14 protein-coding genes and 1 tRNA gene are annotated in these 14,954 nt (G+C 58.5%); 5 read left to right on the top strand and 10 right to left on the bottom strand.

All coding sequences use genetic code 11. The features are described 5' to 3' along the window. Window positions 1–65: 65 nt before the first annotated feature. The 5 genes from DU29_RS0108460 to DU29_RS0108440 all read right to left on the bottom strand — a co-directional run bounded on the left by DU29_RS0108460 (window position 66) and on the right by DU29_RS0108440 (window position 6,849). Window positions 66–3,164: an error-prone DNA polymerase gene (locus tag DU29_RS0108460; RefSeq protein ID WP_201770518.1), complete on the bottom strand. Its 3,099-nt coding sequence runs from the start codon at window positions 3,162–3,164 to the stop codon at window positions 66–68. Next, complete coding sequence (locus tag DU29_RS0108455; protein ID WP_028621344.1) at window positions 3,140–4,555, bottom strand: Y-family DNA polymerase; 1,416 nt, start codon at window positions 4,553–4,555, stop codon at window positions 3,140–3,142. The genes DU29_RS0108460 and DU29_RS0108455 overlap by 25 nt, the downstream gene beginning before the upstream one ends. Before the next feature lie 7 nt (window positions 4,556–4,562). After that, the gene (gene imuA, locus DU29_RS0108450) at window positions 4,563–5,180 is read right to left on the bottom strand and encodes a translesion DNA synthesis-associated protein ImuA (protein WP_028621343.1); all 618 of its coding nucleotides are present in this window, start codon (window positions 5,178–5,180) and stop codon (window positions 4,563–4,565) included. Continuing rightward, complete coding sequence (gene lexA / locus DU29_RS0108445; protein WP_028621342.1) at window positions 5,180–5,797, bottom strand: transcriptional repressor LexA; 618 nt, start codon at window positions 5,795–5,797, stop codon at window positions 5,180–5,182. The genes imuA and lexA overlap by 1 nt, the downstream gene beginning before the upstream one ends. A 164-nt stretch (window positions 5,798–5,961) precedes the next feature. Further along, complete coding sequence (locus DU29_RS0108440; protein WP_028621341.1) at window positions 5,962–6,849, bottom strand: Dyp-type peroxidase; 888 nt, start codon at window positions 6,847–6,849, stop codon at window positions 5,962–5,964. Window positions 6,850–7,034: 185 nt separating this feature from the next. On the opposite strand from DU29_RS0108440, the gene DU29_RS0108435 reads away from it, so the two are divergent. Beyond that, entirely contained in the window at window positions 7,035–8,657 is a 1,623-nt protein-coding gene (locus tag DU29_RS0108435) for an NADP-dependent glyceraldehyde-3-phosphate dehydrogenase (RefSeq protein WP_028621340.1), read from the top strand. A gap of 35 nt (window positions 8,658–8,692) precedes the next feature. Continuing rightward, window positions 8,693–9,745: an FUSC family protein gene (locus tag DU29_RS0108430; protein WP_028621339.1), complete on the top strand. Its 1,053-nt coding sequence runs from the start codon at window positions 8,693–8,695 to the stop codon at window positions 9,743–9,745. Window positions 9,746–9,749: 4 nt separating this feature from the next. Here the strand turns inward: DU29_RS0108430 and DU29_RS0108425 are convergent, their stop codons facing one another. Next, window positions 9,750–10,646: a DMT family transporter gene (locus DU29_RS0108425; RefSeq protein ID WP_028621338.1), complete on the bottom strand. Its 897-nt coding sequence runs from the start codon at window positions 10,644–10,646 to the stop codon at window positions 9,750–9,752. Window positions 10,647–10,781: 135 nt separating this feature from the next. Between DU29_RS0108425 and DU29_RS0108420 the strand changes: the two genes are divergently transcribed. Then, window positions 10,782–11,222 carry an Lrp/AsnC family transcriptional regulator gene (locus DU29_RS0108420; RefSeq protein ID WP_028621337.1) on the top strand — a complete coding sequence of 147 codons (441 nt, stop codon included), beginning with the start codon at window positions 10,782–10,784 and terminating at the stop codon, window positions 11,220–11,222. 135 nt (window positions 11,223–11,357) lie between these two features. Here DU29_RS0108420 and DU29_RS0108415 read toward each other — a convergent pair whose 3' ends face one another. Further along, complete coding sequence (locus DU29_RS0108415; RefSeq protein WP_028621336.1) at window positions 11,358–12,029, bottom strand: Bax inhibitor-1/YccA family protein; 672 nt, start codon at window positions 12,027–12,029, stop codon at window positions 11,358–11,360. 123 nt (window positions 12,030–12,152) lie between these two features. On the opposite strand from DU29_RS0108415, the gene DU29_RS0108410 reads away from it, so the two are divergent. Then, window positions 12,153–12,240 (top strand) — tRNA-Ser (locus tag DU29_RS0108410). A 287-nt stretch (window positions 12,241–12,527) separates the two neighbouring features. Here DU29_RS0108410 and DU29_RS1000000132920 read toward each other — a convergent pair. The 3 genes from DU29_RS1000000132920 to DU29_RS0108385 form a co-directional block, all read right to left on the bottom strand. Next, on the bottom strand, window positions 12,528–12,773 hold the full coding sequence (locus DU29_RS1000000132920; RefSeq protein WP_033050358.1) for a hypothetical protein: 246 nt from the start codon (window positions 12,771–12,773) through the stop codon (window positions 12,528–12,530). Window positions 12,774–12,975: 202 nt separating this feature from the next. Next, entirely contained in the window at window positions 12,976–13,194 is a 219-nt protein-coding gene (locus DU29_RS0108400) for a hypothetical protein (protein WP_028621335.1), read from the bottom strand. 550 nt (window positions 13,195–13,744) lie between these two features. Then, the gene (locus DU29_RS0108385; protein ID WP_028621333.1) at window positions 13,745–14,185 is read right to left on the bottom strand and encodes a hotdog fold domain-containing protein; all 441 of its coding nucleotides are present in this window, start codon (window positions 14,183–14,185) and stop codon (window positions 13,745–13,747) included. Between the two features lie 145 nt (window positions 14,186–14,330). On the opposite strand from DU29_RS0108385, the gene DU29_RS0108380 reads away from it, so the two are divergent. Next, window positions 14,331–14,951, top strand: coding sequence for a TetR/AcrR family transcriptional regulator (locus tag DU29_RS0108380; protein ID WP_028621332.1), 621 nt, complete (start codon window positions 14,331–14,333; stop codon window positions 14,949–14,951). The last annotated feature ends 3 nt before the right edge of the window (window positions 14,952–14,954 follow it).

Here is a 14,954-nt window from a genome sequence, read left to right as displayed (position 1 = left end):
GCATTGACGGTCCTGTTGGACAACGAGTGTGTCGCCATTCCTGAACCGTTCACAGCCGCAGGGATTTAATGGAAATCCCGGCTGCGCACACTGATGCCATCCAGCAGTGGCGTCAGGTCGCTCAAGCGCCCCGCTATCAAATGCCGGACATTGCCCTCGCTCTCCCAGCGGCCATCGACCTTGAGCAACTGTGAGCCCACCAAAACCTTCCGATGTCGCTCGGCCAGGTCGCGCCAAACGATGACGTTGACGTTGCCGAACTCGTCTTCGAGGGTAACGAAAGTGACACCACTGGCAGTTCCCGGTCGTTGTCGACCGGTCACCAGCCCGGCAATACTCACCGGCCGGCCATGTTCAACCTCCTGCAGCTCTTTGGAGCTGCGGCAGCGCCGGGCTTTCAATTCATCGCGTAACAACGCCAGCGGATGCGGGCCGAGGGTGGTGCCGACGCTGTTGTAATCAGCCAGCAGGTCTTCGGCCACGGAGGGTTTGGGCAGGTAGACAGCGGGCTCTTCCTGAGTGGGCAACCCGCTGAACAAGCCGAGCTGCTTCTGTACACCCGCCACTTCCCAGCGTGCCTGGTGCCGGTCACCGGCCAGCCCGCGCAATGCACCGGCATCGGCGAGCTGCTCCTGGGCCCGGGCATCGAGGCGCGCCCGTTCGCCGAGGTCGGCGATGTCGATGAAAGCCCCCTGCGCCCTGGCGTGCTCGATTCGCCGGGCATCGTCCTCGCGAAAGCCTTTGATCATTCGCAACCCCATGCGAATGGCCGGTTGTGCGCCAATGATTTTCTCAAGGCCGCAGTCCCAGTCACTGGCCCGCACATCCACCGCACGGATCTGCAAATGATGACGGCGCGCGTCCTGCAGAATCTGATCGGGGCTGTAGAACCCCATCGGCCAGCTATTGATCAGTGCGCAAGCGAACGCCGCCGGTTCATGGCATTTCAGCCAGCAACTGGCGTAGGTCAACAAGGCAAAACTGGCAGCGTGGGACTCTGGAAATCCGTAGCTGCCAAAGCCTTTTATCTGTTCGAAAATCAGCGCGGCAAACTCCGGTGTGTAGCCGTTTTTTTTCATCCCGGCCGCTAGACGCAGCTTATGCGGCTCAAGCCCGCCGTGGCGTTTCCAGGCCGCCATTGAGCGGCGTAACTGATCGGCTTCGCCGGGGCTGTAATCGGCCGCGACAATCGCAATCTGCATCACCTGTTCCTGAAACAACGGTACGCCGAGGGTGCGTTTGAGCACTGTTTTCAGTTGCGGCGAGGGATAGGTTTCGGCTTCCTGACCATTTCTACGGCGCAGATAAGGGTGAACCATCCCGCCCTGAATCGGCCCGGGGCGAACGATGGCCACCTCGATGACCAAATCATAAAAGGTCTTGGGTTTGAGTCGCGGCAACATCGACATCTGTGCCCGCGACTCGATCTGGAACACGCCGACTGTGTCCGCGCGGGTAATCATTTCGTAAGTGGCGGCGTCCTCGGCCGGGATTGTCGCCAGGCTAAGGTCGAGATCACGGTGCCGACGCAGCAGATCGAAGCATCGGCGTATCGCACTGAGCATGCCGAGGGCGAGGATATCAACCTTGAGCAAACCGACGGCGTCCAGATCATCCTTGTCCCATTGGATTATGGTGCGGTCGGCCATCGCGGCGTTTTCCACCGGCACCAGCGTGTCCAGCGGCTGTTCGGAAATCACGAAACCACCGGGGTGCTGGGACAGGTGCCGAGGGAAACCGATCAGTTGCCCGGTCAGGCTCAGTACCCTGTGCAGCACAGGGCTCTCGGGATCGAAACCGCCTTCGCGCAGACGCTCCACCGGCGGTGTCTCATCGCTCCAGTGACCACAGCAATCGGCCAAGGCATTGATCTGGTCGGGCGGCAAACCCAAGGCCTTGGCCACGTCGCGCACGGCGCCCGCCGCGTGATAAGTGCTGACCACCGCCGTCAGCGCCGCGCGAGTGCGGCCATAGCGCTGGAAAACATACTGCAAGACTTCTTCGCGGCGTTCGTGCTCGAAATCGACATCGATGTCTGGCGGCTCGTTGCGCTCTTTGGAGAGAAAGCGTTCGAACAATAGCGTGGTGCGATCAGGATCGATTTCGGTGATGCCCAATGCAAAACACACCGCCGAGTTGGCGGCCGAACCCCGGCCCTGACAGAGAATTTGCTGCTCACGGGCAAAACGCACAATGTCGTGCACCGTCAGAAAGTAGCTTTCGTAGCCCAGCTCGGCGATCAGCTCCAGCTCTTTGCCGATCTGAGTCAGCACTTCGGTTTTCGGCCCATCGGGCCAGCGCCACTGTATGCCCTGTTCAGTTAACACCCGCAGCCAGGACGTGGCAGTCTGGCCTTCAGGGACCAACTCGCGTGGGTAGTGATAACGCAATTGGCCGAGGTCGAACGTGCAACGCCGGGCGATGGTCATGGTCTCGTCGAGCAGGGCTTGCGGGTAGATCGATTGCAACGCATCGAGGCCGCGCAAATGCCGCTCGCCATTGGGGTGTAGGCGCATGCCCGCTTCCGCGACCGGCAGGTGATGTCGGATCGCGGTCATGGTGTCTTGCAACGCCCGCCGGGCCCGGCAATGCATGTGCACATCGCCGCTGGCCACGGCCGGGATTTGCAATTCTTTGGCCAGCATCAACAACCCTTTCAACCGCCGCGGATCGTCCTGCCCGCGATGCAATTGCACGGCCAGCCAAAGACGATCGGCGAACACTTGCCTGAGCCATTGGCCCTGCTCGACATCATCGAGTGCATCCGGTACCCATAACGCCAACAGCCCCGGCATTGACTCTCTGAAATCCTCACGCAGCACCTGATACAAACCCTTCTGCGTGCGTCTGCGTGCAAGGGTGATAAGCCGACACAGACTCTGATAACCCTGTAGGTTTTCCACCAGCAAGACCAGTTTCGGACCATTTTCAACCCTGATTTCGCTGCCGATGATCAGCGGCAGCTCCACAGATTTGGCCGCTTGCCAGGCGCGGACGATGCCGGCCAGGGTGCATTCGTCGGTAATTGCCAATGCTTGATAGCCGAGTTTTTTCGACCGTTGAAAGAGTTCCAGTGCACTGGAAGCCCCCCGCTGGAAACTGAAGTTCGACAGGCAATGCAGCTCGGCATATTCAAAGTTCATGCGAACCAGCCATGCAACCACAACGGGCCATTCTCACCTACCGCACGATAAGCCCAGCCTTGTTGGCCGGTACGGGTTTCGATCAGGTAATAATCGCGACGCACATCGCCACCATCCCACCAGCCCGACTCGATCCGCTCCGGCCCCATTAGAATACGCGTGGAATGTTCGTGAACGGCCAGGGGTTCGGTCAGCAACCATCCCGGACGCTGCACGCCCGGCAGCACTTCATTGCGCTGGTTGTCGACCCTCGCCTGCCACGCACATTCCGGGCGATGGTCAGCCTGAAAGCGTAAACCCTGCACTGCCTCATCCCCCAATCGAGCACGCAAGCGTTCGCGCAGTTGTTCCCAAGGCAAGGACTGCTGGGGACGATCGTCAAACAGCTCCTGGTATTGCGGAATGAAGGTCGGCAGGTCTTCTGCGCGCAGACGAAAACCGCGTACCGGGGCCGCGACCTGAACCTGTTCGAGTCGCCCTCGAGCCAGTTCGAAAAGCATGGCCGGATCGCGCTCAGCGCTGAGCAGGCCGACTTTGATCACAGTGTCCGCCAGCCCGGCATGCTCAAGGTGCAGATCGAATTGCTGCACACCGCTGTCGCGGCCACAGAGAAACGCCGACAAATCACCGGTCAGGCGGCGCAACGGAAACAGCAGTGCCTGATGCGATTGCACGTCGAAGTTGAGTTCGATGCGCACGTCGAAACGGTCTGGCGGCAAATAGAATGCAAGCGCGAGACGTCTTGCGCCGAGCAACGTGTCCAGATGTTTGAGCACCTGCACTTCAAAACGCCGGGCCAGACTCTGCCGGGGCAACGCCTGTACCTGATTCAGCGTGCGCAAACCCATGCGCGTCAACGCCGTGGCAACGCTGGGTTCCAGGCCGATGCGGTCAACGGGCAATTGTCCAAGATGATGTTGCAGGGCTTGATCGTTGGGTACCACAAGTCCGTCATAAGCATTGGCCAGGATTCGCGCCGCTGCCGGGTTTGGCGCGGCGACGATCCGGTGACGAAAGCCCAGTTCGCCGAGTTCGTTGCGCAAACGCGCTTCGAATTGCGGCCAGTCACCGAACAGGCCCAGGCTGGATTCGATTTCGAATACCACCGCTCGCGGGTAGTGCACGCTGACCTGGGAACTGAAGCGATAGGCCCATGCGGCCAGAAACTGCTGCCAGTGTTCGATCTCGGCGCTGTCATATTCAGCGGTAACAAAGCCCTTGCTCAGGGTTTGCGCAGCCGTCATCGACTGCCCCGGACGCAAGCCCAGCGCGCGGGCCGATGCATTGACTGCCTGCAACACCCGACGCTGAGCCGGGCCAGTCAATAAAGCCAGAGGCTGCTCGGGATCGGGACGCTGACGCAGCACCGCGTCCAGCGCCAATTGCGGGAAAAGTATGCAAACCCAGCGCATGGCAACCTCAATGCCCCACAGGGTAGGCAATGGGTGCGGATCGGGCCAGCCCGCCACGGCACTTGAGCACCCGCAACTGCGCGGGCCTGGCATCGATGGCAATGCGCAGTGCGGCAGGTGAAGGATTCAGCGCCTCTTGCATCGAGCGATAGGCAAACGCCAGGGTCGAACCGGTTTCCGCCGCCACCTGCAGGCGGCGCAAAGCACGGTCGTCAGCCTTTTGCGGCCAGCACAGCACCGCGCCGCAACTGCCCGAACGCAGGCATTGCTCCGCCGCCCACAGGGCATCGCGCTCGCTGGCCTGGATGATCGACAACTGGCGCAGATCGACGCCGGCATTAACCCACGCCATGGGGTATGGCACATAAGGCGGGGCTACCAGCACGATGCGCTCACCGGCCGCCGACAGTCGCGCCAACGCCGGCCACACCAGTTGCAACTCACCAACGCCCTGCCCGACCAGGAGGATTTCGGTTAGCGCCGCTTCCGGCCAACCGCCCGTGGGCAATGCCGCGTCCAGCGCGGTATGGCCGGTCGGTTGTGGGCTGGCGGCCGGTGGCGCAGGTCTCCCCTTCCAGACCTGACCGCCATTGAACAGTGTATCCAGCGCGACGACGGCGCCCATCACCCTTGCCTCACAAGGCCACAGAACACGCCTTCAATCGCCAGATCCTGATCGGCGCGCACAAGAATCGGCTGATAAGCCGGATTGCGCGGCAGCAGTTGAACTTTGTCGCCAATGCGTTGGAAGCGTTTGATCGTCACTTCGCCATCGAGCCGTGCCACGACGATCTGGCCATTGAGCGCCTCCGGATTACGGTGCACACCGACCAGATCGCCATCGAGGATGCCGTCTTCGATCATCGAGTCGCCCTGAACCCTCAGCAAGTAATCCGGCACACGGGAGAACATTGCGGGATCGAACAGCAAACGGCTGTGCACCTCGGCATCGGCGCCGATCGGCGCACCGGCGGCCACCCGGCCGAGAATCGCAATGTCGAGCAACCCTGCCCGCGCCGGTTGGCCGCGCAAGCGTATGCCCCGCGCCTGATGCGGATTGACCTCGATAAAACCGGCTTCCGTTAACGCCAGCACATGCTTGCGCGCCACGCTGCGAGAGGCAAAACCAAACGCCTCGCTGATTTCAGCGAGGCTCGGGGACTGACCGTGTTCCGCGATTCGATCACGGATGAAGGTCAGGATGGCGGTACGGCGAGGAGTAAGATTAGTCATGGAGTACATTTGTACTCTTTTGCTTTTTTTCCGGCAAGAGCCGTTAGTCAGGCTCTATAGGTGCAATGGAATGTTTACCCTTAGGAGCTGACGAGTTGATTCGGTTGATCGACGCAGCCTCGCGGTGCTCGGCAGCTGCTACAGGGATTTCGTTACGACCAGAGTTCGGGCAATTAGCCGATACGCAACGCGCGCAAATCCAGGTAGCCATCCTTCATCGGCGGGCACCAGTAATAACCACCTGTCACCGGCCGACTCATGCGGTACAAACCGTCGGTGATGCCGTCCTCGAGTCCACTCATGCGGCGCAATTGTGCTTCGAACGCATCGAGGGAAAAACCGAACGCCAGGAACATCAGACCGGCGCGATCACCTTCGATCCACGGCATCGAACGGCGCACCACAAACGCTTCAGGGGCGAAGCTTTCCTGAGCAGTGCGTTTGACGTGGGCAGAAACCGGCGCGTCATCCAGCTCTTCGTTATCGCTCAAACGGCGGCCCATGATGTGGTCCCGCTCATGGGCGGACATCGCGTTGAAGCCTTTGAAGTCGTGCTGCCACTTCTGGATCGCGGCGAAACTGCCGCCGACCAGACCTTCAGCGCCTTCACCCAACAAGGCCGCTGCGACCGCGGCGTCGTCATGAGGATTTTCAGTACCGTCCTCGTAGCCGGTCAGGTCATGGCCGGTCTGGTGGCGGAAGGTTTCATTCATTTGCACGCGGCGAAACGCCGGAGCAAGCGCGGCTTCGAGAGCATTGCTACGGTTGAGCAACTCGCCCCGATCGACGCCATGCAGCCAGCACCACAGCGCATGCTGCGTCGAAGGATTGTCGACGCCGACGCCGGCCATCGCCGGGAAAACCCGCAAGCCGTCGATCTGCACGTGCAGTGCCTTGACCAGCGACTCACCAAACCCCACCACCGCCGACTTGCCGTCCACCAGCGTCATCAGCTTGTCGAGCGCGGCCGGCAGAGCCTCGATGGATTGCAGGGCGAAGAACATATGACGGGCATGAGGCGGAACGGGGGTGGCGAGAATGCCCGGCTGGTAGTGACTCATATGAACTCCTTTGGAAAGAGCGCGGAGTTTACCCGCAGCACTGGCCGTTGTGTGTGCTCAGGTCAAAAGATCGCGGGATCGACGGATCGGCACTTAAAAAGTCCGAGCAATAAGGCGTATAACCTTTGAAGTGAATCTGAACGGCTAGCCGCCAATGCATGGCTTACCTCACATGGAGTAGCGAAATGACCACAGCAATCCTTGGCAACCTGTTTCCACACTCCAGCGACATTCCGGAAAAATACCGCCTCGACGGCCCCACCGAACAGCGTGAATACCTGGTCGATGGCGAGCTGAAAACCTGGCCCGGCGCCCTCGCCCAGGTCCGCAGCCCGGTCTACCTGAGCGGCGAAACCGGCGACGAACAAGTGATTCTCGGCAGCACACCGCTGCTCGACGCCGACACCGCATTGACTGCCCTCGACGCCGCCGTCCGCGCCTATGATCGCGGTCAGGGCCTGTGGCCGACCATGCGCGTGGCCGAGCGCATCCAGCATGTGGAAACCTTCCTGCGGCGAATGCGCGAACAACGTGAAGCGGTGGTGAAGTTGCTGATGTGGGAAATCGGCAAGAACCTCAAGGACTCGGAGAAGGAGTTCGACCGCACCTGCGACTACATCGTCGACACCATCAACGCGCTGAAGGAACTCGATCGCCGCTCCAGCCGCTTTGAGCTGGAACAGGACACGCTCGGCCAGATCCGTCGCGTGCCGCTGGGTGTCGCGCTGTGCATGGGACCTTACAACTACCCGTTGAATGAAACATTCACCACGCTAATTCCAGCGTTGATCATGGGCAACACGGTGGTGTTCAAACCGGCCAAACTAGGTGTGTTGCTGATTCGTCCATTGCTGGAGGCGTTTCGCGACAGCTTCCCGGCCGGGGTGATCAACGTGATCTACGGCAGTGGCCGCGAAACTGTCAGCGCCTTGATGGCCAGCGGCAAGATCGACATTTTTGCATTCATCGGCACCAACAAAGCCGCCAGCGACCTGAAAAAACTCCACCCGAAACCGCACCGTTTACGCGCCGCCCTGGGTCTGGACGCGAAGAACCCAGGCATCATCCTGCCCGAGGTCGACCTGGACAATGCGGTGAGCGAAGCGGTCACCGGGTCGCTGTCGTTCAACGGCCAGCGCTGCACTGCGTTGAAAATCCTTTTCGTGCATGAAGACGTGGTCGAGGCGTTCATCGAAAAATTCAATGCCAAACTGGCAACACTGAAACCCGGCATGCCGTGGGACAGTGGCGTGGCGCTGACGCCGTTGCCGGAGTCGGGCAAGGTTGATTACCTGCACGCACTGGTGGCGGATGCAGTGAGCAAGGGCGCGGCCGTGGTCAACCCCAACGGCGGTGAAGCCCGCGCTTCGTTCTTCTATCCGGCGGTGTTGTACCCGGTGACGCCGCAGATGCGCGTGTATCAGGAAGAGCAATTTGGCCCGGTGGTGCCGATCGTGCCGTACCGGCATCTGGACACGGTGATTGATTACGTCCTTGAGTCGGACTTCGGCCAGCAGCTCAGCATCTTCGGCACGAATCCGGTGGCGGTCGGCCGGCTGGTCGATACCTTCGCCAATCAGGTCGGACGGATCAACCTTAACGCCCAGTGCCAGCGCGGCCCTGACACCTACCCGTTCAACGGCCGCAAGAACTCGGCCGAAGGTACGTTGTCGGTGCATGATGCGCTGCGGGTATTTTCGATTCGCACGCTGGTCGCGACCAAATTTCAGGAAACCAACAAAGACCTCATCAGCGAGATCATCAGCGGCCGCAGTTCGAGTTTCCTGACCACCGATTACATCTTCTGAGGACAGCACGCCTGAGCACGTTCAACAGCCACCGACTGCCACCGCTTCTACGCCGATTACTGCGTCCGTTACTGGACCCTTATCGGCGCTATCGGCACGCCAAACTGATTCACGCGGTGCGTGTGTCGCTTGGCTTGCTCGCTTCGATACTGCTGACCACCGGCATCAACCTGCCCCACGGCGAGTGGGCGTCGGTGACGATGCTGGTGGTGATCGGCGGCTTGCAGCACCACGGCAACATCGGCAAAAAAGCCGTCGAGCGAGCGACGGGCACATTGCTCGGCGCCGGCATCGGTCTGCTGTTGATGGCCCAGGAGTCATGGCTGGGCATGCCGTGGGTGACGTATTTGGCCATGTCGGTGGTGTGCGGGGCTTTCTCCTATCACGCCATCGGCAAGGGCGGCTACACCGCTCTGTTGGCGGCAATTACCGTGTTCATCGTTGCCGGGCATGGCGACAATCCGGTCAGCGATGGATTGTGGCGCGGGGTCGATATTTTGATTGGCTGCGCACTGGCCCTGGCATTTTCCTTCGCCCTGCCGTTGTACGCGGTGTATTCATGGCGCTACAACCTGGCGGATGCCTTGCGCGATTGCGCGACGATTTACGGGCGCATCCTCAACGGCGAGTCGGTGAACGATGACGAGCACGTGAAAGTCATGAATCGTCTTAACATGGCGATGATACAGCTGCGTTCGCTAATGCCGTCGGTGTCCAAAGAGGTAAAGATTTCCATGACCGAACTGGATGCAATTCAGCGGCACTTGCGGATGTGTGTCAGCACCCTGGAAATCCTCGGCAACACCCGCCCGGATGTCCGCGATGTCAACGCCATGGCACAACTGCAGGCAGCGCTGAACGCCGAGCATCGACTGGTCCGCGTGCAACTGATTGGCATGGCGCGGGCGTTGAAAACCGGTGCTTCGCAGCGACTCAATCGACCACTGGAAGCGTCAACCGAAGCCAGTCTGGAGGCGCCGGTGTTCAGCCCTCTCGACGGCTACCGCTTATTGGTCCAGCAGCTGGCGAGCAACATCGGTCTGCTGCGCCACCGCCTGGCCATTACTGCGCCGCGCTGGAATATCTGAGTCATCATGACTGCGTGACGGGGCGCCGGAATTTCAGGGTCCAGCCTTGTTGCATGCCGGCCGCTGCCAACAGAATCGCGGCAACGCCAACCCATTGCAGCAACTCCAGACGATGACCGAAGGCGAACCAGTCGACGAAAATCGCTGCAATCGGATAGATAAAGGACAGGGCCCCGGTCAGTGCCGTCGGTAATTTTTGAATCGCGCCATACAGCAAAACGTACATCACGCCGGTGTGCACAATGCCCAGCGTCACCAGACTGGCCCAAGCGCTCGGCGCTTGTGGCAGCGCCGAAAAGTGCGCGAATGGCGCGAGCAGGAGCACGCCGGTGCTGACCTGGATCAGCGCAATCAAATGCGGTGGCGTGCCAGTCAGACGTTTGATGATCAACGCCGCAATGGCGTAAAGAAACGCAGCCCCCAGCGCGAGCGCAATGCCCACCAGATAATCGCTACCGCTTTCGCCCTGTTGGCCATGGGCGCTGACAATGGCGAGCATGCCCAAAAAAGAAACGCCGAGCCAGAACAGCTTTTGCAGGGTGATTTTTTCGTTGAGAAACAGCGCGGCCAATCCGACAAGCATGAACGGCTGAACGTTATAAACCGCTGTGCCAATAGCAATCGAGGCGCGTGAATAAGAGGCAAACAACAGCACCCAGTTGCCGACGATCGCCACGCCGCTGATGACCGCCAGCAAGAAGGTGGTGCGGGTCAGGATGCCGGGGCGCAGGAAGCCGAACGCCGCGCAAATCAGCAGCAGAGTGACGGCGCCGAACACGCAACGCCAGAACACCACGTCCAGCACCGGCTGGCCGGAAACCAGCACAAACCAGCCAATGGTCCCGGAGATCAGCATGGCGGCGGTCATCTCGAATGATCCGCGCCGAATCGAATTGTCCATCATCTGACTCCTCTGTTTGAGTGCAAATTATGTCAATCCGCCTCCAGGCATCTCCAGTGTATAAATCAGGCTAAACTTCAGATCTGCCTTTCTTATGAAGGCATTTGCCAACACTTACCTTATCGGGGATTTGCAATGACCGACGACATTGATCAAGTGCTCATCGCTGCACTGATGGAAGATTCGCGGCGTTCACTCAAGGCCCTCGCGCACATCAGCGGTTTATCTTCGCCAAGTGTCGCCGAGCGCTTGCGACGGCTTGAGGAACGCGGCGTCCTCAAGGGATACACGGTGGAGATTGATCCGAAGTGCTTCGGCTACCAGTTGCAGGCCATTGTGCGCATTCGTCCGCTGCCGGGGCAGTTGCAGGAGGTCGAGCGGCAGATCCAGGCGATTCCCGAATTCACCGAATGCGACAAGGTCACCGGCGACGATTGTTTCATTGCCCGCTTGCACGTGCGGTCGATGGAACAGCTGGACACCCTCCTCGACCGTCTCAACAGCCATGCCGAAACCAACACCGCCATCGTCAAGAAAACTCCGGTCAAGCGACGGTTGCCGCCGATGGCACAGTGATATGCGGTAACCGCACGACCGACTACTGCAGGAGCAGCCAAGCGAAGCGAGGCCGCGATCTTTAGATCTGTCACCCACAGAAAACGAAGACAATAAAAAACCCGCCGAAGCGGGTTTTTTACTCAAAGCCTGCGATCAATCATCGCGGCTCATGATGCCGAACAGCTGCAACAAGCTGACGAACAGGTTGTAGATCGATACATACAGGCTGACGGTCGCCATGATGTAGTTACGCTCGCCGCCATGAATGATGGCGCTGGTCTGGTAAAGAATGCAGACCGAGGAGAACAGCACGAAACCTGCGCTGATCGCCAGTTGCAGACCGCTGATCTGGAAGAAGAAGCTTGCGACCACCGCACCCAGCAACACGAAGAAACCGGCAGTGATGAAACCACCGAGGAAACTCATGTCCTTGCGGGAGATCAGCACGTAGGCCGACAGACCACCAAATACCAATGCGGTCATGGCGAAGGCCGAACTGACGACTTCAGCGCCGCCCTGCATACCCAGGTAACGGTTGAGGATCGGGCCGAGCAGGAAACCCATGAAACCGGTCAAGGCAAACGCCGACACCAGGCCCCACGCGGAATCGCGGAGTTTGTTGGTAAGGAAGAAAAGGCCGTAGAAACCGATCAGCACCACGAAAATATTCGGGTAGCCAACGCGCATCTGCTGGGCGACATACGCCATCACGCCGCTGAATGCGAGGGTCAGGGCCAGTAAGCCATAAGTGTTGCGCAGGACGCGGCTAACCTCTAGCTGCCCAGCCTGCACGCTGTTATTAACTGCGTAATCCTGTTCGCGCATGGCGACACTCCTGTTGGTTTGAAACGTTCAGTCGCAAAGATCATAACAGACGCTCTGTAACAAGCTACGTAGAGAGTTTGACAGTGTGTTTCATTCAGGTATTATGGCGCCCGCAACGCAAACGGAGGTGTGGCCGAGTGGTTTAAGGCAACGGTCTTGAAAACCGTCGACTGTAACAGGTCCATGAGTTCGAATCCCATCGCCTCCGCCATATTCGCATCGAAAAGGCCCCATTTATGGGGCCTTTTTGCTTTTAAGCCTTTCTGTTTCCCACCTGTTTTATTTGCGTACCTCGACAAAATCAATCCGCGCAGCGCAAGCGTTTTAGTAGCACCCAGGGCCGCCACGTCGATCTTGTCTTGGGGCACATCGAGTTCTTGATCAGGTCTGCGGCGCCATGAACGCTATCGCTGCTGTCGAGATAGCGGAAAATATCTACCCCTCCACCGCCTGTAAGTGCAGGCCTTCCTGAACTCAAGGGCTCGCATCAATGGATGCTCACGTTTCCTGAGTCAACGACCCGTCAGCAGGACGACCATCAAGTACTGGCATGGGGTCTACTTGGACGCCCGCTGCGGCGCCGACCCACGCCGAGTAGGCAGCGCTCTGTCGTGCGAACGCTTTATCCCAATGAACTCCTGAGAGCTCGCCTGCAACTACCAGCATCATCAGCTGGGTTGTTGCAGCATCAAGCTCCACAAGAAGAACGTGTGATTGGAATCTGAAGTCGTCTTTCACAATCATGGTAAGGCTCGATTAACTTGCGCTGTGGTATGGACCGATTTTGCTGACTTAATGCTCCATACCTGAAGTTTGGCACAAAACCTATACAACGAGAGAATACTTGTACAAGTAAAATGTTCATGGATCACTGGCTGGTATCTGCGACACCACGTCATCTGGAACAAACCGATGCCAATGAGCGAAGTCTGCCGACTACTTTGAGTCATGCAACTTGCAGCTCCAGATCCGCCAAACGGCCATCTGCCAACCGCAGAAGATATTTTCTCCATTCGGCAAACGCCCTTTGCTGCCTATCGAAAGCATCCTGCCATTGCTGACCACCTACTTGGTCGACGGGGATAGACATCATTAGCTCAGTCGCTAAATCGAGCTCGTCGATCAGCTCACGCCCATTAGGCATATCGAGGATTAGGGATCGCATATAAACCTACTGTTTTGGGCTAATACACCGACTTTGCCAATTATCGAAAGTGCCCAAAGACGCCGACGAATGGCGTTTTATTTCAATCACCTCAGCTGGAAGAGAAGAAATTGAGCAGGAGTCCCCACCCCTGTCCTGGGAAAGCAGTCAGTTCTTTGTTCAAGAGTTGCCGTTGATTAGACGTCAGGAAATTTTCCCTATCCCATCCCACGGCGAACTCCAGCCAGTTGGAGTCGCAAGATCCAGGATTTCGCACACTCAGCTTCACCATCAAACGCAACCCGTCTCCGTCCTCATAGGTACCTGGGCAAGCCAAGGTTTCAAAAGCCAGGCTACAACTGGCCTCCCGATACATTGATGGGCTCTTTTATGGACTCCGTGAAAGAACATCGCCGCCGCCATCTTTATACGAAAAAGCCCTGATTATTCAGGGCTTTTTCGTTTCTGCCGTTTGGCAAATTTTTCCTGGTAAACGCCGCACGCATGTCGAAATCGCCACGGCTCGCCATTGCATCCAGGATCAGCGGTTCAGCCAAATGGCTGCAGCTGCTCAGGTGATTTTGACATTCATCGTGATGCGCGCTGTAAACACCTTTACCTCACCCTCATCAAAAATATCGACCTGAACCACCTTGTCACCCGCCGTTTCCCAATCGATTGCGCTGCCATCCGCGATCGCATGAATGGACGTCTTGGCTTTGGCCAGGTATTCGACGGTCATGCCTTTCGGGATCCAGCGCGCGCCGCTCGGTACGGACACCTCAGTCATCATGCCGCCCGCAAGTTCTGCGGCGTTGCACAGCGCAATGGCGTGGACCGAAGCCAGGTGGTTGGTGATTTCCTTGCGAAACGGCACTTTCACTTCGCTGCGACCGGGGGTCAAAACTGAAATCTCCGGATTGATGGTGCTGAAGTACGGCGCCATCTGGCAGGCCATATTGCTGAACGCGGACGAACCAACGCTTTGGTACATGCTGAGAGTCTGGCTCATGGGATTCCTCTGGCTTGGATGAGTCGATATCGACAAACAGAATATTGTTCTGTTGCGGAACATTATTCTGTTAAGGCATGTCAGTCAATCGCTCGTGCCCCACCATCGTTTGAATTACCATTGTCCTTTTTGCCTGGACTGAAGAATGGAACCTGATGACCTCCTTGAGCGCTGCTATCCGGGGCGCCGTGCCGAGTCCAAGCGGCACATCCTCAAATGCGCGCTCGCACTCTTCAACCAACAGGGCATTGAAGCGACCACCATTGATCACATCCGGGTCGCCAGCGAGATGAGCGTGGGGGCCATCTATCATCATTTCCAGAACAAGGAAGGTTTAGTAGCTGCGCTGTATATGACAGCTCTTGATGACCAGGCACGACTTCGCGATAGCTACCTGGCAGAGGTCACGACGACCAGGGAATGGGTTCAAGCATTGGTTTATAGCTACGTGGATTGGGTAGTTAGCCAGCCGGACTGGGCGCGCTTTCAGTACCAGGCGCGCTTTGCCGTCGCGCAAAGCAGTTTTAATGATCAGCTGAAAGAAGCCAATCTGCGCCGAAACGCTCAACTGAAAGACTGGTTCAATGACCCTGCCCCCCGTCGGGAACTATTGGAATTACCCTTCGAATTAATGCCATCACTCATCATCGGTTCCGCAGAGAGTTATTGCCGAGCCTGGCTCTCCCAAAGAGTCAAAGGGAGTCCTGAACTTCACAGGCAGCAACTCGCGCAAGCGGCCTGGCGCGCAGTGGGCGGTCAGGCCTGAACT

The sequence above is a fragment of the Pseudomonas sp. Ant30-3 genome (genome assembly GCF_000690905.1).
Taxonomy (GTDB): Bacteria; Pseudomonadota; Gammaproteobacteria; order Pseudomonadales; family Pseudomonadaceae; genus Aquipseudomonas.
This window is presented reverse-complemented; position numbering and strand designations above follow the sequence as displayed.